Genomic DNA, 23,928 nt, shown 5'->3' on the forward strand with positions numbered 1-23,928 from the left:
CACTTACGCGCCGTGGGCAGCGAGCTGACCCAGGCGCTGCACCGCGACCGAAACGGTCGGGTAGTCCAGGGTCTTCTGCTCGGCCAGTTCGGCCAGCATCGCCAGGGTGAAGCGCAGGCTGCTGTCGTCTCGACCGATCCACGCGGCCACCTTGGCTTCAGCGGTGCTGCCCTTGGTGGCCAGCACCTGGCCGGCCAGGCTGCGGTGGTGTGCGGCCAGTTCGTCGCGCAGCACGCCACGTGCCACCGCGTGCCAGCGGCCGTTGACCTCCAGCGCGTCGATCTGCTCGAACAGCCACGGCAGCTGCAGGGCGTCGCCCAGGCGGAAGTGGATCTTGGAGACATCCACCGGCTTCAGCTTGCGGGTACGGGCCAGTTCGATGATGTCGAACGCCGGTTCCAGGAAGTGCAGTTCGGCCAGCTGCTGTGCCAGCGCCGACGGCAGGCCCTTTTCCTTCCACTCGGCCACCAGGGCTTCGTAGGTCGGACGCTGCGAATCCGGCAGCACACCCGAAGCAACACGGATGTCGTTGAACGGACCCTGGTAGCGGTTGACCGCCTCGGTGATGCCCGGCATCGGGCCCGGGCGCGACAGCAGCCAGCGTACGAACGAACGCTGCAGCTTCCAGATCACTTCCAGCGCGTCGATCTGCACCGACTCCGGCAGTGTGCCGTCGAGGGCATCGATCTGCGCCCACAGCGCGCGTGCGTCCAGCGTTTCGCGGCTGATGGTGTAGGCCTTGGCGACCTCGGCAATGGAGCGGCCGGTGTCTTCCTGCATGCGCATCAGGAAGGTGGCGCCCATGCGATTGATGGTCTGGTTGGTCACGGCCGTGGCGATGATTTCGCGCTTCAGGCGGTGACGCTCCATCGCGTCGGCGTACTTCTTCTGCAACGGGGTCGGGAAGTAACGCTGCAGCTCCTTGGACAGGTACGGATCTTCCGGAATGTCCGAATCCAGCAGCTGCGCGAACGCCACCAGCTTGGAATAGGACAGCAGCACCGACAGTTCCGGACGGGTCAGGCCCTGGCCGCGTGCCTTGCGCTGGGACAGCTCGGCGTCGGACGGCAGGAACTCGATCTGGCGATCCAGCAGGCCTTGCTGTTCCAGGGTACGGATGAAGTGCTGCTTGGACCCCAGGCGCTTGACCGCCATCCGCTCCATCAGGCTCAGGGCCTGGTTCTGGCGGTAGTTGTCATTGAGCACCAGCGCGGCGACTTCGTCGGTCATCGACGCCAGCAGCTTGTTGCGCTGCTCGACGGTCAGCTTCTTGGCCCGCACCACATCGTTGAGCAGGATCTTGATGTTGACTTCGTGGTCGGAGGTATCCACACCGGCCGAGTTGTCAATGAAGTCGGTGTTGAGCAGCACGCCGGCCTGGGCAGCTTCGATGCGGCCCAGCTGGGTCATGCCCAGGTTGCCGCCCTCGCCCACCACCTTGCAGCGCAGCTCGCCACCATTCACGCGGAGGGCGTTGTTGGCGCGGTCGCCGACATCGCTGTGCTGCTCGCTGGCAGCCTTCACGTAGGTACCGATGCCGCCGTTCCACAGCAGGTCGACCGGTGCCTTCAGGATCGCGCTCATCAGATCGTTCGGCGACAGCGCCTTGACGTTCTCGTCCAGGCCCAGCGCTTCACGCACCTGCGGGGTGATCTCGATCGACTTCAGGCTGCGCGGATACACGCCGCCGCCCTTGCTGATCAGCTTGGCATCGTAGTCCGCCCAGCTCGAACGCGGCACGGTGAACAGACGCTCACGTTCGACGAACGTGGTCGCTGCATCCGGGTTCGGGTCCAGGAAGATGTGGCGGTGGTCGAACGCAGCGACCAGGCGGATGTGGCGCGACAGCAGCATGCCGTTGCCGAACACGTCGCCGGACATGTCGCCGACGCCAACCGCGGTGAAGTCCTGGGTCTGGCTGTCACGGCCCAGTGCACGGAAGTGGCGCTTGACCGACTCCCATGCGCCGCGCGCGGTGATGCCCATGCCCTTGTGGTCGTAACCAACCGAACCGCCGGAGGCGAACGCATCGCCCATCCAGAAGCCGTGCGCGATGGCCAGGCCGTTGGCGATGTCGGAGAAGGTCGCGGTGCCCTTGTCGGCGGCCACCACCAGGTACGGATCGTCCATGTCATGGCGCACGACATCCACCGGCGGCACGATCTTGTTGTTGACGATGTTGTCGGTGATGTCCAGCAGGCCCTGGATGAACAGCTTGTAGCAGGCCACGCCGTTGGCGAAGATCGCATCGCGATCGCCGTTCACCGGCGGCATCTTGGCGAAGAAGCCGCCCTTCGCGCCGACCGGCACGATGACGGTGTTCTTGACCATCTGCGCCTTGACCAGGCCCAGCACTTCGGTACGGAAGTCTTCGCGGCGATCCGACCAGCGCAGGCCGCCACGGGCGACGGCACCGAAGCGCAGGTGGGTACCTTCCACGCGCGGGCCATACACGAAGATTTCGCGGTACGGGCGCGGCTTGGGCAGGTCCGGCACCAAGGCCGAATCGAACTTGAAGCTGATGACATGGCCGTGCTGGCCATTGGCATCGGTCTGGTAGTAGCTGGTGCGCAGGGTCGCATCGATCACGCCCATGAAGGAACGCAGGATACGGTCCTCGTCCAGGCTCGACACGCGGTCCATCAGCTTCAGCAGCGCTTCGCGCGCGGCCTGCATCTGCGCATCGCGGTCACCCTTGCGGGCGTCGACCACGGTCTTGAGCACCTTCAGGGTTGCCTCGTCGCCGGCAGCCAGCACCTCGAGGTGGGCCTTCAGCTGCGCCTGGCCGGCGGCGATGTCTTCCTTGCTTTCATGGCCGGTGGCCGGATCGAAGCGGGCTTCGAACAGTTCCACCAGCAGGCGTGCCAGCAACGGGTAGCGGGTGAAGGTGCCTTCGACGTAAGCCTGCGAGAACGGCACGCCGGTCTGCAGCAGGTACTTGCAGTAGCCACGCAGCATGGCGACCTGGCGCCAGTGCAGGCCGGCAGCCAGCACCAGGCGGTTGAAGCCATCGTTCTCGGCATCGCCGTGCCAGACGCGGGCAAAGGTCTCACCGAAGGCTTCATCGACGCTGGCCGCATCGATCGCACCAGCGGTCGACTCGACCTCGAAGTCCTGCACGTACACCGGCGCGTTGTCCACCGACAGGCGGTACGGACGCTCGGCGATCACGCGCAGGCCCATGTTTTCCATCATCGGCAGCGCGTCCGACAGCGGGATGTCATCCAGCTGGCGATACAGCTTCAGGCGCAGACCATCGCCGGATTCGCGCGGCACGGCCTGCAGGCTCAGGCGCAGGTCGTCCGGACCGGTCAGCGCATCGAGCTGGCTGACATCGTTGGCAGCAACGGCGGTGCTGTTGTCTTCGATGTAACCGGCCGGCAGCGCCTTGCCGATACGTGCAGCAATGCGCAGGCCTTCGGCTTCGCCATGGCGGGTGACCAGCGCTTCGCGCAGGTCGTCCTGCCAGTTGCGCAGCACCTGGGCCAGCTTCTGCTCCAGTTCCGCGGTATCGACGTCAAGCATTTCGCCCGGCTTCGGACGCACGATCAGGTGCACCTGGGCCAGCGGCGATTCACCCAGCACCACCGAGCTGTCCACGTACTCGCCGTGCAGCGCTTCCTTGAGCATCGCTTCGATGCGCAGGCGCACGTCGGTGTTGAAACGCTCGCGCGGCAGGTAGACCAGCGCGGAAATGAAACGGCTGTACTTGTCGCGACGCAGGAACAGGCGGCTGCGCACACGCTCCTGCAGGCCCAGCACGCCCATCGCGGTGCGGAACAGTTCGTCCTCGCTGGACTGGAACAGCTCTTCGCGCGGCAGGGTTTCCAGGATATGGCGCAGGGCCTTGCCGCTATGGCTGGAGCCGGCCAGGCCGGACTGCTTCATCACGTGTTCGTAGCGCTGGCGCACCAGCGGGATTTCCCACGGGCGGCGGTTGTAGGCGCTGGAGGTGAACAGGCCGAGGAAGCGCTGTTCGCCGATGATCTTGCCCTTGGCGTCGAATTCCAGCACGCCGATGTAATCCATGTAACCGGCACGATGCACGCGCGAACGGGCATTGGTCTTGGTCAGGATCAGCGCGTCCTTCAGCCCGGACGTGGTGTTCAGGCCCTGCGCGGCCAGGGTCTTGACCGGACGTGCAGCGGACTTGTCCTTGCCGCGCATCAGGCCCAGGCCGGTGTCGTTCAGCGGCGCCAGCACGTCTTCCTTGCCCTGCTTCTCGACGCGGTACTCGCGGTAGCCGAAGAAGGTGAAGTGGTTGTCGGCGGCCCAGCGCAGGAATTCCTGTGCTTCTTTGCGCGAGGCAGCGTCGACCGGCAGCTGGCGGCTGCCAAGGTCGTCGGCCAGCGCCAGCGCCTTGTCCTGCATCGGCTGCCAGTCGCGCACGATGGCGCGCACTTCATCCAGCGCCTTGTTGATGGCCTGCTCGATGTCTGCCATGGCTTCGGCCGGCTGGCGGTCGATCTCCAGCAGCATCACCGATTCCAGCTGGCCCTCGCCGACCTTGGTCAGCTTGCCGGCCTTGTCACGGGTGAAATGCAGCACCGGGTGGCCCAGCACATGCACGCCCACGCCATGCTCGGCCAGCGACATGGTCACGGTGTCGACCAGGAACGGCATGTCGTCGTTGATGATCTGCAGCACGGTGTGCGGCGATTCCCAACCGTTGGACTTCGCCGTCGGATTGAACACGCGGACGTTGGCCTTGCCGGCCTTGCGGGCACGGGCGAATTCCAGCGTTTCGGCTGCGAGCGCGGCCCACTCCTCAGCGCTGTGATGGGGGAACTCGTCGGCCTCCATGCGCTTGTAGAAATCGGCTGCGAATGCCACTGCCTCGGCCTGGGCGGCCGCGGGGTAACGCTTGCGCAAGGCCGTGTACACCGGCTCCAGGGAGAAACCAGCGGTCACTGCGACCTCCGACTCAACTGGTTTGCTTTTGTTTTTCACGGTCTTGGCTGCGGTTTTTTGCGGTTTCATGGCAGAGCGGCGCGCTTGCTCAGTTGGGAAAATGAAATTGTAGCCCTACCGCACGAAAAGGCCTTGCTGCAGGACGGAATAACCAGATTCGGGTTTGCTGCGGTTTAGACGCCCTATTCAGTTCGCACCGGTATGGGCGTCGCAGTCGCGCAGCGTTGCCGACAGGATCGGCAAAACGTGTTACCGGAAGACACATGCGGCAACATCGGCGCGATTCCACAATCCTGAACTGGACGGTATAGTCCACCGCGTGAATCCGGCCTACCTTCCTGTCGCCCTCGACGCGCGTGATGAGCGCGTGTTCGACGCCGTGCGCGAACTGCTTGCCCAACAGGGCATGCAGATGAGCATGGACGCGGTCGCCCAGCATGCAGGTTGCTCGAAGCAGACCCTGTACTCGCGCTACGGCAACAAGCAGGCCCTGCTGCGGCGGGTGATGCAGCGCCACGTCGGTCACGCCACCGGGGCCATGCTGCGTGCACTCCGCGGTGACGACCTGCGTGGCAGCCTGCTGCAGTTCGCCACCGACTTCCTGGAGCACTTCAACCAGCCCCACGTCGGCCAGGCCTGCCGCCTGATCGCCGCCGATGCAGCACAGTTTCCCGAAGAGGCGCGTACGCTGTACCGGCATGGCGCCGGCGCGTTGACACTTCACCTTGCTGAATGGATTGAAACCGTTTGCAGTCGCGGGCTGCTGCGGCATGACGACCCGCACTTCATGGCCGAACTGCTGCTGAGCATGATTGCCGGTCAGGATTTCGACAAACAGCGCTTCCATACCCCCCATCGTGATGACGCTGCATTGCGTCGGCGCTGGGCAGAGTTCTCCGTCGATGGCTTCCTGCGCGCGTTCGCGCCGCAGCCCTCGCCGGCCCCGTCTTCAAACCAACCCCGGAGTTCCTCCTGATGACCGCCCCACTCCGCACCCTTGCCTTGACGTGCGCCGTTGCTGTCGCCGTAGCTGCCTGCAAGAAGCCGGAACAGCCGACGCCTCCACCGCCGGAGGTGGGCGTGATCGACGCCAAGCCGCAGACCCTGCCGCTGCAGCGCGAGCTGGTCGGTCGCCTGTCGCCGTTCCGCAGCGCCGATGTGCGCGCCCGCGTGCCCGGCGTGCTGCTCAAGCGCGTCTATCAGGAAGGCAGCGAGGTCAAGCAGGGCCAGACCCTGTTCCTGATCGACCCGGCGCCCCTGCGCGCCTCGCTCAACGCCTCCGAGGCCCAGCTGGCTTCGGCCCGCGCGACCTACGCCAACGCCAAGGTCGCCGCTGACCGCGCCCGTTCGCTGGCGCCGCAGAAGTTCGTGTCCAAGGCCGACCTGGACAATGCCGAGTCGGCCGAGCGCACCGCGCTGGCCGCGGTCAAGCAGGCCGAAGCCACCGTCACGTCCTCGCGCATCAGCCTGGGCTACACCGAAGTCACCGCCCCGATCAGTGGCGTGGCCAACAAGCAGCAGGTCACCGAAGGCGCGCTGGTCGGCCAGGGCGATGTGACCTTGTTGACCACCGTGGACCAGCTCGACCCGCTGTATGTGAACTTCTCGCTGAGCGTGGATGAACTGACCCAGCTGCGTGCGCAGCAGGCCAAGGGCACCCTGGCCCTGTCCGGCGACGGCAAGGCCACGGTCAACGTCAAGCTGGCCGACGGCAGCACCTACAGCGAGCCGGGCACGCTGGACTTCTCCTCGACCACGGTCGATCCGGCCACCGGCGCGGTGTCGCTGCGCGCGGTGCTGCCGAACCCGCAGAAGATCCTGCTGCCGGGCGCCTTCGTCAGCTTCCAGGCCAACCTGGGCGAGCGCAACAATGCCTACCTGGTGCCGCAGCAGGCCCTGCTGCGTGACACCAACGGCGGCTATGTGATGGTGGTGGGTGCCGACGGCAAGGTCGTCCGCAAGAACGTCAAGACCGACGGCGCGCAGAACGGCAACTGGCTGGTCAGCGAGGGCCTGGCTGCCGGTGACAAGGTGGTCGTCGCCGGCGTGCAGAAGGTCAAGGAAGGCACGCCGGCCACGGCCAAGCCGTGGACCCCGGGCCAGGACGCCAACGGCAAGCCTGCCGCCGGCGGTGCTGCTCCGGGCGCGCCTGCCGCAGCTCCGGCCGACGCCAAGGCACCGGCCAAGGCTGACCAGGCCGACAAGGCCGAGCCGGCCGCCACCGAATCGAACAAGCAGTAACGGGACCTTCCGTCATGCCTAAATTTTTCATCGAACATCCAGTCTTCGCCTGGGTGGTGGCGATCCTGATCTCGCTCAGCGGCGTGATCGCGATCCTCAACCTCGGCGTGGAGTCCTACCCCAACATCGCCCCGCCGCAGGTGACCGTCTCGGCCACCTACCCGGGCGCAAGTGCGGATACCACGGAGAAATCGGTCACCCAGGTGATCGAGCAGCAGCTGACCGGCATCGATCACCTGCTGTACTTCAGCTCCTCATCGGCCTCCAACGGCCGCGCGTCGATCACCCTGACCTTCGAGACCGGTACCGATCCGGACATCGCCCAGGTGCAGGTGCAGAACAAGGTCTCGCTGGCCACGCCGCGACTGCCTTCGGAAGTCACCCAGCAGGGTGTGGTGGTGGCCAAGGCCAACGCCGGCTTCCTGATGGTGGTGGCGCTGCAGTCCGATACGCCGACGATCAACCGTGACGCACTGAATGACATCGTCGGTTCGCGCGTGCTCGACCAGGTCTCGCGCATCCCGGGCGTCGGCAGCACCCAGCAGTTCGGTTCCGAGTACGCCATGAACATCTGGCTCAACCCGGAAAAGATGCAGGGCTATGGCCTGTCGGCCAGCCAGGTGCTGGCGGCGGTACGCGCGCAGAACGTGCAGTTCGCCGCCGGTGCGCTGGGCTCCGACCCGTCGCCGGAAGGCCAGCACTTCACCGCCACGGTGTCGGCCGAAGGCCGCTTCAGCTCGCCGCAGGAGTTCGAGAACATCATCCTGCGCGCCAATGCCGATGGCTCGCGCGTGCTGTTGAAGGACATCGCCCGCGTCGCCTTCGGTGCCAACAACTACGGCTTCGATACCCAGTACAACGGCAAGCCCACCGGCGCCTTCGCCATCCAGCTGCTGCCGGGCGCCAACGCCCTGAACGTGGCCGAGGCGGTGCGCGGCAAGATGGACGAGCTGCAGCCCAGCTTCCCGGCCGGCGTCACCTGGTTCTCGCCGTACGACAGCACCACCTTCGTCAAGATCTCGATCCAGGAAGTGGTCAAGACCCTGTTCGAAGCGGTGTTGCTGGTGTTCCTGGTGATGCTGATCTTCCTGCAGAACTTCCGCGCCACCCTGATCCCGACCCTGGTCATCCCGGTGGCCCTGCTGGGTACGTTCCTGGGCATGTGGATGATCGGCTTCACGATCAACCAGCTGACCCTGTTTGCGATGGTGCTGGCGATCGGCATCGTGGTCGATGACGCGATCGTGGTGATCGAGAACGTCGAACGCATCATGACCGAGGAAGGCCTGGCGCCGAAGCCGGCCACGCAGAAGGCGATGACCCAGATCACCGGCGCGGTGGTGGCCATCACCGTCGTGCTGGCGGCGGTGTTCATCCCCTCCGCCCTGCAGGGCGGTGCGGCCGGTGAGATCTACAAGCAGTTCGCCCTGACCATCGCCATCTCGATGGCGTTCTCGGCGTTCCTGGCGCTGGGCTTCACCCCGGCACTGTGCGCGACGTTCCTCAAGCCGACGCACAACGACAACCCGAACATCGTCTACCGCACCTTCAACAAGTACTACGACAAGATCAGCCACACCTATGTGGGCCACATCACCTCCGCGGTGCGCCATGCACCACGCTGGATGATCCTGTTCGTGGTGCTGACCGCGCTGTGCGGTTTCCTGTTCACCCGCATGCCGGGCAGCTTCCTGCCTGAGGAAGACCAGGGCTATGCACTGGCGATCGTGCAGTTGCCGCCGGGCTCGACCAAGAGCCAGACCAACGAAGCGTTCGCACAGATGCGCGGCATCCTGGAAAAGCAGGATGGCTATGAAGGCATGCTGCAGGTGGCCGGCTTCAGCTTCGTCGGTTCCGGCGAGAACGTGGGCATGGGCTTCATCCGCCTGAAGCCGTGGGAAGAGCGCAAGTTCACTGCTCCGGAATTCATCCAGAACATGAACGGCGCGTTCTACGGCATCAAGGAAGCGCAGATCTTCGTGGTCAACCTGCCGACCGTGCAGGGCCTTGGCCAGTTCGGCGGCTTTGACATGTGGCTGCAGGACCGCAGCGGCGCCGGTTATGAGCAGCTGACCCAGGCCCGCAACATCCTGCTCGGCCAGGCCGCGCAGAAGCCGGACCACCTGGTGGGCGTGCGCCCGAACGGCCTGGAAAACGCTCCGCAGCTGCAGCTGCACGTGGACCGCGTGCAGGCGCAGTCGATGGGCATGTCGGTGTCGGACGTGTACAGCACCATCCAGCTGATGCTGGCCCCGGTGTACGTCAACGACTTCTTCTACGAAGGCCGCATCAAGCGCGTGACCATGCAGGCTGATGGTCCGTACCGCACTGGCCAGGAATCGCTGAAGAGCTTCTACAGCCCGTCCAGCCTGACCACCAATGCCGATGGCACCAACGCGATGATTCCGTTGAGCACGGTGGTCAAGTCCGAATGGGTCTCGGCACCGCCGTCGCTGAGCCGCTACAACGGCTACTCGGCGATCAACATCGTCGGCTCGCAGGCACCGGGCACCAGCTCGGGTGAAGCGATGCAGACCATGGAAGGCATCGTCAACGACGACCTGCCGGCGGGCTTCGGCTACGACTGGTCCGGCCTGTCCTATCAGGAAATCCTGGCAGGCAACGCCGCGACGCTGCTGCTGGTGCTGTCCATCGTGGTGGTGTTCCTGTGCCTGGCCGCGCTGTATGAAAGCTGGTCGATCCCGGTGGCGGTGCTGCTGGTGGTACCGCTTGGCGTTCTGGGCGCACTCGCCCTGTCGATGATGCGTGGCCTGCCGAACGATCTGTTCTTCAAGATCGGCCTGATCACGGTGATCGGCCTGGCCGCGAAGAACGCGATCCTGATCGTGGAGTTCGCGGTGGAGCAGCGTGCGGCGGGCAAGACCCTGCGCGATGCCACCATCGAAGCGGCGCGCCTGCGATTCCGCCCGATCCTGATGACGTCCTTCGCGTTCATCATGGGCGTCATCCCGATGGCGATCTCCACCGGTGCCGGCGCCAACTCGCGCCACGCCATCGGTACCGGCGTGATCGGCGGCATGCTGTTCGCCACCCTGCTCGGCCTGCTGATGATCCCGGTGTTCTTCGTGGTCGTGCGCCGCATGCTGGGCGACAAGCTGGATGAACCGTCGAAGGAATTCCTCGGCCGCCAGCGTGATGCGGAAAGCGCCCACCGCCCGGATCGTTGATCCGGCGGTAAGTTGAAACGAGAAAGGCCCCGGAGCGATCCGGGGCCTTTTTCTTTGCTGCTTTTGAATCCACGCCAACCAAGGTTGGCATCTACCAAAGCAGCGGCATGCCCGGTAGCCGCCAACCTTGGTTGGCGCTCTCCAAGGCGACGTGTCAGCGCAGCAGCGCGATCACGGCGCACACCGCCACGAGAACCAGCGCGGCCCATTGCATGGGCACGAAGAAGAAATGATGGGGTGCGGCCTCACCCTTATGCCGCGGCGCACGGTTGAGCCACAGGCCCAGCAGCACGTTCACTGCCGCACCGATGCCACCACCCAGCAGCACCTGCTGCAGCGGGATGTTGCCCTGGGGGCCGTCGTGCGGGAAGAAGTACGCCAGCAACAGGATGCCTGCGATCGGCGTCACCAGCGTCATGAAGCCCCAGCCGCGGTAGATCATGCGGTATCTCCAGAAAAAACGATCCGCATTGCAGCAGCATGCATCCTGGAAAGCCAGAGGGGCATGCCATCTGGGCACAACGCCATCCACGCATGGCGTGGATCTACTGCCGCGCCGCCATTGCAGCGGCGCGGCACGGGAAAATCAACGCAGCCCGGTTTCGTTGCGGGCAATCACCAGGCGCTGGATTTCCGAAGTGCCTTCGTAGATCTCGGTGATCTTGGCATCACGGAAGTAGCGCTCCAGCGGCATTTCCTTGGAATAGCCCATGCCGCCATGGATCTGTACGGCCTGGTGGGTGATCCACATTGCCGCTTCCGAAGCGGTCAGCTTGGCGATGGCGGCCTCGTTGCTGAAGCGCTTGCCCTCGCCCTTCACCCATGCCGCACGCAGGGTCAGCAGCAGCGCCGCATCCAGCTTGCACTTCATGTCGGCAATCTTCGCCTGGGTCATCTGGAACGTACCGATGGCCGCACCGAAGGCCTTGCGGTCCTTCACGTACTCCAGGGTCGCTTCATAGGCGGCACGGGCAATACCGATCGCCTGCGAGGCAATGCCGATGCGGCCGGCGTCAAGCACGCCCATGGCGATCTTGAAGCCCTCGCCTTCCTGCCCCAGCACGTCTTCGGGCTGCGCCACGTAATCGTTGAACTCGATCTCGCAGGTAGCCGAGGCACGGATGCCCAGCTTCGGTTCGGTCTTGCCGCGGCCGAAACCGGCCTTGTCGGTGTCGATCATGAACGCGGTGATGCCACGCGCGCCCTTGTCCGGCTCGCTCATCGCGAACAGCACGATGTACTTGGCCACCGGGCCGGAAGTGATCCAGCTCTTCTTGCCATTGATGACATAGCTGCCGTCGGCCTGCTTGACCGCGCGGCAACGCATGGCAGTGGCGTCCGAGCCCGACTGTGGCTCGGTCAGCGCGAATGCACCGATGGCCTCGCCTTCGGCGATGGCGCGCACGTACTTCTGCTTCTGCGCTTCGCTGCCATGGGTCAGGATGCCGTTGCAGAACAGCGAATTGTTGACCGACATGATGGTCGAATGCGCAGCATCACCGGCGGCGACCTCCACCATCGCCAGCACGTACGCGATCGGGTCCATGCCCGCGCCACCGTATTCGGTCGGCACTTCGATGCCCATCAGGCCGTTCTCGCCCAGCAGGCGGATGTTGTCCAGCGGGAACTCACCGGTACGGTCATGGTGCTCCGCGCTCGGGGCGATCTTTTCCTGCGCGATCCGGCGCGCAACGTCCTGCAGCATCAACTGCTCTTCGGTAAAGCTGAAATCCACAACACCCTCCCGGGAAAATGGTTCGCCGATTGTACCGGGGGCGGGGCATTGGCGGCTGACTCGACCCTGGCGGCGGCTTGACCGGGCAGCCCCCCGTCAGCGAATATATCTCTATATCGCGATAGGTAGATGTTTATGGATCTGGAAGACTGGTCGACCCGCCTGAAGGTGTTCGCCGATGCTACCCGCGTGCGCCTGCTGGCGCTGCTGGAGCAGGAAGAGCTGACCGTGGCCGAGCTTTCGGCCATCACCCGGTTGGCGCAGCCGCGGGTATCGACTCATCTGGCGCGCCTCAAGGAAGCCGGCCTTGTGCGCGACCGCCGTGCGGGCGTGTCGGCCTACTACCGCTTCGACGAAGCCCAGCTGGACCCGGCGCAGCGTGCATTGTGGCATGCCCTGAGCAACGGAAGCGATGACCCGTTGCTGCGCCAGGATGCTGAACGCGTAGCGGCGGTGCTCGCCCACCGCGCGGCTGACCAGAACTGGGCCGACAGCGTGGCCGGCGACATGGAGCGCCACTACTCCCCGGGCCGCACCTGGGAAGCGCTGGCGCGCACCGCGCTGCCATTGCTGGAAACCGGCGACGTGCTGGATATCGCCTCCGGCGACGGTGTGCTGGCCGAACTGGTCGCCCCGCACGCCAGGCGTTATGTCTGCATCGATACCAGTGCGCGCGTGGTGGCCGCCGCCAGCGAACGCCTGCGCCGCCTGCCGAACGTGGAAGTCCGCGAGGGCGACATGCATGCCCTGCCCTTCAAGGACCGCAGCTTCGACCTTGTGGTGCTGATGCACGCCCTGACCTACGCCAGCAAGCCGGCGCAGGCGGTCACCGAAGCCGCGCGCGTACTGCGCCCGGGCGGTCGCCTGCTGCTGTGCAGCCTGGCCCGCCACGAGCACAAGGCCGCGGTCGATGCTTATGGCCATGTCAACCTCGGCTTCAGCGACAAGGAGCTGAAGAAGTTCGTCGACAAGGCCGGCCTGCAGGTCTCCAACCTGGAAACGGTCACCCGCGAAAAGCGCCCGCCGCATTTCGAAGTGATCTCGCTGATCGCCAACAAACCCTGAGGTCGACATGCCCGCATTGCCCTGGCTGCACCCGGAACGCGTGGAATCGCTGCTCGCTGCCCTGCGTGATCGGATCCTGATCATCGACGGCGCGATGGGCACGATGATCCAGCGCCACGGCCTGCAGGAAGAGGATTACCGGGGCGAGCGCTTCGCCGGCGGTTACGACCACGCCCATGGGCCCGGCTGCGACCACGGCGGCACACCCGAAGGCCACGACCTGAAGGGCAACAACGACCTGTTGCTGCTGACCCGGCCGCAGGTCATCGCCGGCATCCACACCGCCTACCTGGAAGCGGGCGCGGACCTGGTGGAAACCAACACCTTCAACGCCACCTCCGTCAGCCAGGCCGACTACCACCTCGAACACCTGGTGTACGAGCTGAACAAGGCGGGTGCGGCCGTCGCACGTGCCTGCTGCGATGCGGTGGCGGCCACCACACCGGACAAGCCGCGCTTCGTCATCGGCGTGCTCGGCCCGACCAGCCGCACCGCTTCGATCAGTCCGGACGTCAATGATCCCGGCTTCCGCAACACCAGTTTCGATGAGCTGCGCGGCACCTACCGCGAAGCCATCGATGGCCTGATCGATGGTGGCGCCGACACGATCATGGTCGAGACCATCTTCGATACGCTCAACGCCAAGGCTGCGCTGTACGCCATCGAGGAGGCCTTCGATGCACGTGGCGCGCGGCTGCCGATCATGATTTCCGGCACCATCACCGATGCTTCCGGGCGCACCCTGTCCGGACAGACCGCCGAGGCGTTCCAGGCGTCACTCGCGCATGCACGGCCGTTGTCGATCGGCCTGAACTGCGCACTCGGCGCCGATGCCATGCGTCCGCACGTGGAAACCCTGTCGCAGGTGTCGGACTGCTACGTCAGTGCCCATCCCAACGCCGGCCTGCCCAATGCATTCGGTGAGTACGACGAAACACCCGAGGAAATGGCCGCCACCCTGCGTGGCTTTGCCGAAGATGGCCTGCTCAACCTGGTCGGCGGCTGCTGTGGCTCCACGCCGGACCACATCCGCGCGATCGCGCTGGCGGTGGCCGGGCTGCCGCCGCGCGCCCTGCCTGCCGCCCAGGTGCAGGCGGCATGAACACCTCCACCCCCTCCCGCACGTCCCCCTGTTGCCGCTGAGTTGCCGCCGATCATGACGCCTGTCCGCCCTACCCGCCTGTCCGGCCTGGAACCGCTGGTCATCACCCCGGATCTGCTGTTCGTCAATGTCGGCGAACGCACCAACGTCACCGGCAGCGCGCAGTTCCGCAAGCTGATCAAGGAAGGCCGTTACGAAGAAGCGGTGGACGTCGCCCGGCAGCAGGTGGCCAGCGGCGCACAGATCCTCGACGTCAACATGGACGAGGGCCTGATCGATTCGGAAGCGGCGATGACCCGCTACCTCAACCTGATCATGTCCGAGCCGGACATCGCCCGCATCCCGGTAATGGTCGATTCCTCCAAGTGGAGCGTGATCGAGGCTGGCCTGAAGTGCCTGCAGGGCAAGAGCGTGGTCAATTCGATTTCGCTGAAGGAAGGCGAGGACCTGTTCCGCGAGCACGCGCGCAAAGTGCTGCGCTACGGTGCGGCCGCAGTGGTGATGGCCTTCGATGAGAGCGGGCAGGCCGACACCTGCGCACGCAAGGTTGAAATCTGCACCCGCGCCTATCGCCTGCTGGTCGATGAAATCGGCTTCCCGCCACAGGACATCATCTTCGACCCGAACATCTTCGCCGTCGCCACCGGCATTGAAGAGCATGACAACTACGCGGTCGACTTCATCGAAGCCACCCGCATCATCAAGCAGACGCTGCCGCACTGCCATGTGTCCGGCGGCGTGTCCAACGTTTCGTTCTCGTTCCGCGGCAACGAAACCGTGCGCCAAGCGATCCACTCGGTGTTCCTGTACCACGCGATCGCCGCGGGCATGGACATGGGCATCGTCAACGCCGGCGCCATGCCGATCTACGACGAGCTGGAGCCGGAACTGCGCGAGCGCGTGGAGGATGTGATCCTCAACCGCCGCTCTGATGCCACCGAGCGCCTGCTTGAAATCGCCGAGCGCTACAAGGGCAGCAAGGGCGCGGCGAAGACCGAAGACCTGGCCTGGCGCGAGAAGCCAGTGGACGCACGGTTGGCGCATGCGCTGGTGCATGGCCTGGATGCCTGGGTCGACGCCGATACCGAAGAAGCCCGGCAACGTTCCAGCCGCCCGCTGGACGTCATTGAAGGCCCGCTGATGGCCGGCATGAACGTGGTCGGCGACCTGTTCGGTGCCGGCAAGATGTTCCTGCCGCAGGTGGTGAAATCGGCACGTGTGATGAAGAAGGCAGTGGCCTACCTGCTGCCCTACATCGAAGCCGAAAAGGCCCGCAGCGGCGACACCGCCAAGAGCAACGGCAAGATCATCATGGCCACGGTGAAGGGCGATGTGCACGACATCGGCAAGAACATCGTCGGCGTGGTCCTGGCCTGCAACAACTTCGAGGTGATCGATCTGGGCGTGATGGTGCCGGCGCAGAAGATCCTCGATGCCGCCCGCGAGCACCAGGCCGACATCATCGGCCTGTCCGGCCTGATCACGCCGTCACTGGAAGAAATGAGCCATGTCGCCCGTGAAATGCAGCGGCAGGGCTTTGACCTGCCACTGATGATCGGCGGCGCGACCACCTCGCGTGCGCACACCGCGCTGAAGATCGACCCGCACTACAAAGCCCCGACGGTCTGGGTGAAGGACGCCTCGCGCGCCGTGGGCGTGGCGCAGTCGCTGATCTCGCGCGAGCTGCGGGATGCGTTCGTCGCCGCCAACGAGGCGGACTACGCCGAGATCCGCACCCGCCACCGCAACCGCGGTGACGCCAAGCGCCTGGTCTCGCTGGAACATGCACGTGGCCAGAAGTTCCAGTGCGACTGGCAGGCGTACACGCCACCCGCACCGAAGCAGCCGGGCCTGCATGTATTCGATGACTACCCGCTGGCCGAGCTGGTGCCCTACATCGACTGGACGCCGTTCTTCCAGGCGTGGGAGCTGGCCGGCAAATATCCGGCGATCCTCACCGATGAGATCGTCGGCACCCAGGCCAGCGAGCTGTACCAGGACGCGCGCGCGATGCTCGACCGCATCGTCAACGAGAAGTGGCTGCGGGCCAAGGCCGTGTTCGGCCTGTGGCCTGCCAACAGCATCGGCGACGACGTACGCGTGCAGCATCCCGATGGCGAGGCCACCCTGCACTTCCTGCGGCAACAGGTGGACAAGCCCGCCGAACGCCCGGATTTCTGCCTGGCCGATTTCATCGCTCCGGCCGACAGCGGCAAGCAGGACTGGATCGGCGCCTTCGCAGTGACCGCCGGGATCGGCATCGACGCGCACGTGGCCCGTTTCGAGGCCGACCACGACGACTACAACGCAATCCTGCTGAAGGCGCTCGCCGACCGCTTTGCCGAAGCCCTGGCCGAACGCCTGCACCAGCGCGTACGCACCGGGTTCTGGGGGTACGACCACGCCGAAACGCTCGACAACGAAGCGCTGATCGACGAAAAGTACCGCGGCATCCGCCCCGCGCCCGGTTACCCCGCCTGCCCCGAGCACAGCGAAAAACGCCGGTTGTTCGACCTGCTGGGCGCCGAAACCAACGCCGGCATGCAACTGACCGAGAGCTTCGCGATGCTGCCGACCGCGGCGGTGTCGGGCTACTACTTCAGCCACCCGCAGAGCCAGTATTTCGTGGTCGGCCGCCTCGGTCGCGAGCAGGTCACCGACTACGCACGCCGCAAGGGCGTGGACCGTGCCCAGGCCGAACGCTGGCTGGCGTCCAACCTCGACTACGATCCGGAATGAAAAAAGGGGACGGAGGGGATTAAGTCGTTCTTGGCACAAACGACTTAATCCCCTCCGTCCCCTTTTTGTCGGTGCTTACCAGACCAGGTCGTCGGGCACCTGGTACTGCGGGTCGGCGTAGGGATCGTCCTCGGCCGGTGCATTCGGGTCGACCTTCAACGCCACCGAAGCGGCGAACACCGCCTCAGACTGGGCCAGGACTTCAGCCGTCACCAGCAGGTAGCGACCGTTGAGCTGGACCACGCCCAGTTCACCGGCATTGAGTGCCTTGAGCTGCTCGGCGGTGACGTAGATGCGCTTGATCTTGCCGCCGTACGGGAAGTGGCGCGCGATATCGGCCGCTTCGGCATTCAGGCTCTTGTCCTTCAGCAGTTCTTCCAGCTTCACCTTGGCCTCGCGGCGCTGGCGGGCTTCTTCCTGCTTCAGGCGCTCGGTCTCGATGCGCTCTTCCTTCTCCCGCTGCGCACGGATCGCGTAAGCCTTGGCCAGATCCATTTCCTCGGCGGTACGCGGCTTGCGCGGCCCCTGCCCGTGGCCCTGGCCACGCTGCTGGCCAGGCTTGCCCGGGCCGCCATTGCCATGCGCCCGCCGCTCGCCGGGTTTGTGTTCGCCCTTGCCAGCGTGCTGCGGCTTTCCATTGCCAGCGCCACCCTTGCCCTGCGGGCGGCCATCACGGCGGGGGGCATCATTCTTGCGCTCGGGCTTGGGCGCGGGCTTGAAGCCCAGGCCCATCAGCTGGTCGCGGAGGGTATCGCTCATAGGATATGGATCAGTAGTGCGGCGGCGGCGGTTCGCTCGCCGGATCAGAAGAATTCAATGCATTGCGGACCTTGCCCAGGTCTTCCAGCAGCACGCGCAGGATGCCGGCATTGCGGCTGCCTTCCATGCGCGCGTCTGCAAGTGCATCGCTCAGTTCGGCCAGCGCGTGTTCCTGGAAGGACACGCGCATCTCCAGCTCGACCAGGCGCGCTTCCAGCGCCTGCTCACGTTCGGTCGGTACTTCAGACATGCAGCGAACGCCCCCGGCCAATGCCGTAATACGCAAGGCCGGCGGCCTCGACTTCAGCCGGCTCGTACAGATTGCGGCCGTCGAACACCACCGCATCCTTCAGCCGCTCGCGCAGCATCTGGAAATCGGGGCTGCGGAACTGCTTCCACTCGGTCACCACGACCAGTGCATCGGCGCCCTGCAGCGCATCGTCGGCGCTGTCACAGAACACCAGATCGTCGCGCTCGCCGAAGATCCGCTGCGATTCATGCATCGCCTCCGGATCGTAGGCGCGCACTGTCGCACCGCCTTCCCACAACTGGGCCAGCAGGCGGCGGCTGGAGGCCTCGCGCATGTCATCGGTGTTCGGCTTGAACGCCAGGCCCCACACGGCGAACGTCCTGCCGCGCACGCCTTCGTCTTCGCCCTTGTCGTAGTGGCGCTGGATCAGGGCAAACAGGTGCCCCTTCTGCGATTCATTGACCGCCTCCACCGCGTTCAGCAGCTTCGGCTCCAGGCCGGCCTGCTGCGCGGTGCGCGCCAGTGCCTGCACGTCCTTGGGGAAACACGAACCGCCATAACCGGCACCCGGATAGATGAAGTGCCAGCCAATACGCGGATCCGAACCGATGCCCTGGCGGACCTGCTCGACGTCGGCGCCCACGCGCTCGGCGATGTTGGCGATTTCATTCATGAACGAAATCTTGGTTGCCAGCATTGCATTGGCGGCGTACTTGGTCAGCTCGGCCGAACGCACGTCCATCTCCACCACGCGATCGTGGTTGCGATTGAACGGTGCGTACAGGCGACGCATCACTGCGACCGACTCGGCGCTGGTCGCACCGATGATGATGCGGTCAGGCCGCATGCAATCGGCAACGGCGTCGCCTTCCTTCAGGAATTCGGGGTTGGACACCACATCGAAGGCGATATCCGCCCCACGCGCCGCCAGCTCCTCGGCAATGGCCGCACGCACTTTGTCGGCGGTGCCTACCGGCACCGTCGACTTGTTGACCACCACGGTCGGCACCGAAATGTACCGACCGATGGTGCGGGCCACGGCCAGCACGTACTGCAGATCGGCGCTGCCATCCTCGTCCGGCGGCGTGCCCACGGCGATGAACACCACCTGGCCGTGGCCGATGGCGGTCGCCGCGTCGGTGGTGAACACCAACCGCGACGCGGCGTGGTTGGCCTTCACCATCGGCTCCAGGCCGGGCTCGTAGATCGGGATGATGCCCCGGTTGAGGCCATCCACCTTGGCCTGATCGATATCGACGCAGACCACCTGGTGGCCAACGTCGGCCAAGCAGGTGCCGGTCACCAGACCTACGTAGCCGGTACCAAAAATCGCAACGCGCATATCCGTGCTGACTCCGTGTTGGCTTACGGCAGAACGCCCAGCAGCTCGACGTCGAAGGTCAGGGTGGAGTTCGGACCGATCGGACCACCCGGGGTGCCGTTCTCGCCGTATGCCAGTTCACCCGGGATCCAGAAGCGGTACTTCGAGCCAACCGGCATCAGGGCCACGCCCTCGGTCCAGCCCTTGATGACCTGGTCCAGACCGAATTCGGCCGGGCCACGGCCCGCGGAACTGTCGAACACCGTGCCGTTGAGCAGCTTGCCTTCGTAGTTCACGCGCACCTTGCTGGAGGGCAACGGACGCTCGCCACTGCCCGGACGGATCACCTGGTACTGCAGGCCCGACGGGGTGGTCACCACGCCCGGCTGGGTCTTGTTCTTGGCCAGGAACGCGTTGCCTTCCTGACGGTTGGTCTGCGCTGCCTGTGCGGCCTTTGCCTGCATCTCGGCCTGCTTGGCACCCATGAACGACTGGATGGTGGCAGTGGCATCGGCTTCGCTCATCTTCGGCTGGCCCTTGCTCAGGCCAGTGTTGATCGCGTCAAACAGCGAAGCGGTATCGATATCGTCCTTCAGCTGTGCCAGCGACGGACCCACCGAATAAGCACCGATCATCTGCGCGACCTTGACCCGATCGACCTTCGCCGGCTGCGAGCCCGGCGCGACGCCCGGCACCTGCTGGCCGCTGCGGGCCATCACCACCTGGCGCAGGGCGGCATCGGTCGCCTTGGCCTGTTCCTGGGTGATCTGCGGCTGCAGGCCTTCGAAGGAACGCTCCACGGCAGTGCGCAGCGCGGCTGCATCGATTTCATCGGCGATCGGCGCGAACGACTTGGCCACATCCAGACCAATGGCGTAGCCGAGCTTCTGCTTGGGGGAATTCAAGGGTGCGGTCTCCTTGGCGGCCGAAGGAGCGGCCGGTTGTTGCGACAGGGCGACACCGGAGGTGCCCATCGCCAGAATCAGAACCGACGCCGCGGCGCCGCGCATTCCCATTTTCATTCGCTGCATTCCTGGAAGTGACTGGACGCCGACGTCGGCGCGAAAACACGTATTGTCGCACGCATGCCGTCGATGTCGAGGCATCCGTGCCGGCATTCAATGTGCGGCCGGTGCCGCCAGCGCCTTGTCGATGGCCGCTTTCAGCTGCGGATCATCCGGGGTGACCTTGCTGGCGAACTGGGCAATGACCGTGCCATCGCGTCCGACCAGATACTTGTGGAAATTCCAGGCCGGCGCCACGCCGGTGGCGGCGGTCAAGCGCTGATACAGCGGCGTGGCCTGCGCGCCGGTCACGTGCACCTTTTCGAACATCGGGAACTTCACACCATAGGTAAGCGTGCAGAAATCCTGGATCTGCTTTTCATCACCCGGCTCCTGCCCCTTGAAATCGTTGGACGGGAAGCCGAGCACGGCAAACCCCTTGCCGGCGTACTGCTTCTGCAGCGCTTCCAGACCCTCGTACTGCGGGGTATAGCCGCACTTGCTTGCCGTATTGACCACCAGCAGTACCTGCCCGTGGTAACGCTGCTGCAGGTTGACCTGCTGCTTGCCCGCCAGCGGCCGGTACGACAGATCCAGCAGATCGGCGGCCGAAGCGGCGGCCGACGTGGCCAGGCCTGCGGCCAGCAGGGTCAACAGGGACAGGCCGCGAAGGCGGCGCGAGGAGGCAGTCGACAAAGGCATGGGAGACGGTCCGCGGTAGCCATTCCAGGGGTCCGGCCGTGACCGGCCGGGAATCGGCCGAACTATAGCACCGGGGTCTGCACGTCTCTGGAGCGCATGCGTTGTCGCGCTTTGCACGGCGTGGCGGAAGCAGCCTGCCGCGCGTCCCAGCCCGCTGCTGATGACATAGCATGGACATGGCTGAATGGGAGGTCGACTGAAAACGCGCCTCCGCAGTTTCTCTTTTTCGATGCATATCAAGCGGTTGAACGAATATTGCGGTGCCGTGACCACCCCTGCCATCAGTTGGGTGGGGGCAGGACTTGCACACAGGCGTGCCGGTGTTATAGTTGCATACAACACCAGTCACCTGAGACAGGGGGAACCATGAACAGCCGGATGCGTCGCAGCCTTGCCGCCCCCGCGGTCACCGCGGTATCAACCCTGTTCGTACTGGTCTGGCTGGCCATGCCGGCACCGCCGGCCGCGTCCTCCCCCACCCTCTCCGAAGACAGTACGCAGGACGCAGCAGCACCCACGGCAGGGAATGCCGCTCCCTCCCCCTCCCCCCCGCGTCGGCTGCACAGCTCCCTGTCCATGCCGTATTTCTCGTTCGCACAGCCGCTGACCCCACGGAGCTGAATATGAGCGACATCCAGTGGAGCGACGGCGCTCCCATCTACCGCCAGCTGAAGGAACGCGTGATCGCCATGATGCTTGACGGAATCCTCAAGCCGGGCGATGCCCTTCCTTCGGTGCGCCAGGTGGCCGCCGATTACCAGCTCAACCCCATCACCGTTTCGCGCGCCTACCAGGAGCTGGCCGATGAAGGCCTGGTCGAGAAGCGCCGCGGGCTGGGCATGTTCATGACCGAACAGGCGGCCACGCAGCTGCGCAGCAGCGAGCGCGAACGCTTCCTCAATGAAGAATGGCCGGCCGTACTGGAGCGCATCCAGCGACTGGGCCTGAGTCTCGACGAATTGTTGCCCCAGGGGAAATTCTGATGAATGCCAGTCCCACTACCGCTGTGCCAAGCGACGCTGTCATTACCGCCCGTGGCCTTCGCAAGGCTTACAAGAACACGCTCGCGCTCGACAACGCCAGCTTCTCCATTCCGGCAGGCCGCATCATCGGCCTGATCGGCCCCAATGGTGCCGGCAAGACCACCGCGCTGAAGGCGGTGCTCGGCCTGACCTCGGTGGAAGGCGAGCTGAGCGTGCTCGGCCGCGACCCGCGCGTGCACCGCGACGATCTGATGAACGACATCTGCTTCATCGCCGATGTCGCCGTGCTGCCGCGCTGGCTGAAGGTGCGTGAGGCGATCGACTTCGTCGCCGGCGTGCACCCCCGCTTCGATCGCGCCCGTTGCGAACGCTTCCTGGCCAACACCAAGCTGCAGCCGAAGCAGCGCGTGCGTGAACTGTCCAAGGGCATGATCGTGCAGCTGCACCTGGCCCTGGTGATGGCCATCGACGCCAAGGTGCTGGTGCTGGACGAACCCACGCTCGGCCTGGACATCCTGTACCGCAAGGAGTTCTACCAGCGCCTGCTGGAAGACTACTTCGACGAGCAGAAGACGATCATCGTCACCACCCACCAGGTGGAAGAGATCGAGCACATCCTCACCGACGTGATGTTCATCCGCGATGGTCGCATCGTCCTCAATGCGGAAATGGACGAAGTCGGCGACCGCTATACCGAACTGCTGGTCGGTGCCGACCAGCTCGAAACCGCCCGCGCACTGAAGCCCATCGACGAGCGCAGCCAGGCCTTCGGCAAGACCGTCCTGCTGTTCGACGGGGTGCCACGCAGCCAGCTGGCCAGCCTGGGTGAAACCCGCAACGCCGGCCTTGCCGATCTGTTCGTCGCTGTCATGAAGGGGACCTACGCATGAATGCCGTCAACCATCCTGTCAGTCCCGCAGGCACCCTGCGCTGGCTGCTCAAGCGCGAATACTGGGAGAACCGCGGTGGTTTCCTGTACGCCCCGGTGATCGCCGGCATCGTCTCGCTGCTGATGAGCGGCATCGGCATCGGCCTGGGCCTGTTCGCCCTGCATCGTGCCGCCCGCGACGGCGGCCTGCACATCGACGGCGAGAGCGTGAACATCAACGGCCTGGATCTGGCCGTGCTGACCCGCGACATCAGCGCCAAGGACATGGCCGACCTGGGCAACGGCCTGGACCTGGCGATGGTATTGACCTCGTCCTGGCCACTGATCGTGCTTGCCTTTGTGGTGTTCTTCTATTGCCTGGGCGCCCTGTATGACGATCGCCGCGACCGCAGCATCCTGTTCTGGAAGTCGCTGCCGCTGTCGGACACCCAGACCGTACTGTCCAAGGTGCTCAGTGCACTGATCGTCGCACCGCTCATCGCCATCATCGCTTCCAGCCTGACCCTGCTCGTTTTCATGCTGATACTGTGCCTGGTGGTGGTCTCCCACGGCGGCGATGCGATGCAGTTGATCGTGGGACCTGCCAATCCGATGAGCCTGGTCATGGGCATGTTCGTGTCCATCCCGGTGTACGCCCTGTGGGCGCTGCCCACTGCGGGCTGGCTGCTGCTGTGCTCGGCCTGGGCACGGAGCAAGCCGTTCCTTTGGGCAGTGATGCTGCCGCTGTTCGCCGGCATCATCGTCAGCACCACCAAGCTGATGCACCTGTTCGACCTGACCACCGGCTGGTTCTGGCAACACATCGTCGGCCGTCTGCTGCTGGGTGCGATGCCGGGAATGGATCTGCTGTACCGCGCCGGTGGCGGTGAATCCAGGCAGGATCTGGACTCGATCGTGGCGCTGATGGCGCCCTCTGCCCAGCTCAAGTCGCTGGCGATGCCCGACCTGTGGATCGGCGCGGCCTTCGGCGTGGCCTTCATCTTCATCGCCATCCGCCTGCGCAAGCGCGCTGGCGAAATCTGATCGTCAACCTGGAGGC

General features: G+C 65.1%; 17 protein-coding genes. 9 read left to right on the forward strand and 8 right to left on the reverse strand.

All coding sequences use genetic code 11. The annotated features are described in order from the left end of the window. Positions 1–3: 3 nt before the first annotated feature. Complete coding sequence (locus CLM74_RS13890; RefSeq protein WP_105164353.1) at positions 4–4,980, reverse strand: NAD-glutamate dehydrogenase domain-containing protein; 4,977 nt, start codon at positions 4,978–4,980, stop codon at positions 4–6. A 250-nt stretch (positions 4,981–5,230) separates the two neighbouring features. On the opposite strand from CLM74_RS13890, the gene CLM74_RS13895 reads away from it, so the two are divergent. From CLM74_RS13895 to CLM74_RS13905, 3 genes are read left to right on the forward strand one after another with little or no spacing between them, the layout of a single operon-like run. After that, positions 5,231–5,887, forward strand: coding sequence for a TetR/AcrR family transcriptional regulator (locus tag CLM74_RS13895; protein ID WP_025876846.1), 657 nt, complete (start codon positions 5,231–5,233; stop codon positions 5,885–5,887). Continuing rightward, on the forward strand, positions 5,887–7,152 hold the full coding sequence (locus CLM74_RS13900) for an efflux RND transporter periplasmic adaptor subunit (RefSeq protein ID WP_025876844.1): 1,266 nt from the start codon (positions 5,887–5,889) through the stop codon (positions 7,150–7,152). Before CLM74_RS13895 ends, CLM74_RS13900 begins: the two co-directional genes overlap by 1 nt. Positions 7,153–7,166: 14 nt before the next feature. Continuing rightward, positions 7,167–10,340, forward strand: a complete 3,174-nt coding sequence (locus CLM74_RS13905; protein ID WP_025876842.1) for a multidrug efflux RND transporter permease subunit — start codon at positions 7,167–7,169, stop codon at positions 10,338–10,340. 154 nt (positions 10,341–10,494) lie between these two features. Here CLM74_RS13905 and CLM74_RS13910 read toward each other — a convergent pair whose 3' ends face one another. Both CLM74_RS13910 and CLM74_RS13915 read right to left on the reverse strand, forming a co-directional pair. Next, entirely contained in the window at positions 10,495–10,782 is a 288-nt protein-coding gene (locus CLM74_RS13910) for a hypothetical protein (RefSeq protein WP_105164354.1), read from the reverse strand. 144 nt (positions 10,783–10,926) lie between these two features. Beyond that, entirely contained in the window at positions 10,927–12,075 is a 1,149-nt protein-coding gene (locus tag CLM74_RS13915; RefSeq protein ID WP_032976311.1) for an acyl-CoA dehydrogenase family protein, read from the reverse strand. 135 nt (positions 12,076–12,210) lie between these two features. Between CLM74_RS13915 and CLM74_RS13920 the strand changes: the two genes are divergently transcribed. The 3 genes from CLM74_RS13920 to metH are packed head-to-tail and all read left to right on the forward strand — an operon-like array spanning position 12,211 to position 16,981. Then, positions 12,211–13,140, forward strand: a complete 930-nt coding sequence (locus CLM74_RS13920) for a metalloregulator ArsR/SmtB family transcription factor (RefSeq protein ID WP_025876836.1) — start codon at positions 12,211–12,213, stop codon at positions 13,138–13,140. A 7-nt stretch (positions 13,141–13,147) separates the two neighbouring features. Then, positions 13,148–14,242 (forward strand): homocysteine S-methyltransferase family protein, encoded by a 1,095-nt coding sequence (locus tag CLM74_RS13925; RefSeq protein ID WP_025876834.1) that lies wholly within the window; start codon positions 13,148–13,150, stop codon positions 14,240–14,242. 54 nt (positions 14,243–14,296) lie between these two features. Continuing rightward, positions 14,297–16,981: a methionine synthase gene (metH, locus tag CLM74_RS13930; protein WP_025876832.1), complete on the forward strand. Its 2,685-nt coding sequence runs from the start codon at positions 14,297–14,299 to the stop codon at positions 16,979–16,981. Positions 16,982–17,056: 75 nt separating this feature from the next. Here the strand turns inward: metH and CLM74_RS13935 are convergent, their stop codons facing one another. The 5 genes from CLM74_RS13935 to CLM74_RS13955 all read right to left on the reverse strand — a co-directional run bounded on the left by CLM74_RS13935 (position 17,057) and on the right by CLM74_RS13955 (position 21,017). After that, complete coding sequence (locus CLM74_RS13935) at positions 17,057–17,740, reverse strand: DUF2058 family protein (RefSeq protein ID WP_032976315.1); 684 nt, start codon at positions 17,738–17,740, stop codon at positions 17,057–17,059. A 10-nt stretch (positions 17,741–17,750) separates the two neighbouring features. Beyond that, a complete protein-coding gene (locus CLM74_RS13940) occupies positions 17,751–17,990 on the reverse strand; it encodes a SlyX family protein (protein WP_025876828.1) in 240 nt (79 codons plus the stop codon). Further along, positions 17,983–19,332: a UDP-glucose/GDP-mannose dehydrogenase family protein gene (locus CLM74_RS13945; protein ID WP_025876827.1), complete on the reverse strand. Its 1,350-nt coding sequence runs from the start codon at positions 19,330–19,332 to the stop codon at positions 17,983–17,985. Before CLM74_RS13945 ends, CLM74_RS13940 begins: the two co-directional genes overlap by 8 nt. Before the next feature lie 23 nt (positions 19,333–19,355). After that, positions 19,356–20,333, reverse strand: coding sequence for an FKBP-type peptidyl-prolyl cis-trans isomerase (locus tag CLM74_RS13950; RefSeq protein WP_025876825.1), 978 nt, complete (start codon positions 20,331–20,333; stop codon positions 19,356–19,358). A 96-nt stretch (positions 20,334–20,429) separates the two neighbouring features. Then, the gene (locus tag CLM74_RS13955; protein ID WP_025876823.1) at positions 20,430–21,017 is read right to left on the reverse strand and encodes a glutathione peroxidase; all 588 of its coding nucleotides are present in this window, start codon (positions 21,015–21,017) and stop codon (positions 20,430–20,432) included. Positions 21,018–21,640: 623 nt separating this feature from the next. Between CLM74_RS13955 and CLM74_RS13965 the strand changes: the two genes are divergently transcribed. Genes CLM74_RS13965 through CLM74_RS13975 form a run of 3 tightly spaced genes read left to right on the forward strand, consistent with a single transcriptional unit; the run spans position 21,641 to position 23,912 of the window. Then, a complete protein-coding gene (locus CLM74_RS13965; protein WP_012511573.1) occupies positions 21,641–22,000 on the forward strand; it encodes a GntR family transcriptional regulator in 360 nt (119 codons plus the stop codon). Beyond that, positions 22,000–22,890, forward strand: coding sequence for an ABC transporter ATP-binding protein (locus tag CLM74_RS13970; RefSeq protein WP_032976317.1), 891 nt, complete (start codon positions 22,000–22,002; stop codon positions 22,888–22,890). Before CLM74_RS13965 ends, CLM74_RS13970 begins: the two co-directional genes overlap by 1 nt. Next, entirely contained in the window at positions 22,887–23,912 is a 1,026-nt protein-coding gene (locus CLM74_RS13975; RefSeq protein ID WP_025876815.1) for a hypothetical protein, read from the forward strand. The genes CLM74_RS13970 and CLM74_RS13975 overlap by 4 nt, the downstream gene beginning before the upstream one ends. Positions 23,913–23,928 lie beyond the last annotated feature (16 nt).

The organism is Stenotrophomonas sp. MYb57, assembly GCF_002966815.1.
Taxonomy (GTDB): Bacteria; Pseudomonadota; Gammaproteobacteria; order Xanthomonadales; family Xanthomonadaceae; genus Stenotrophomonas; species Stenotrophomonas indicatrix.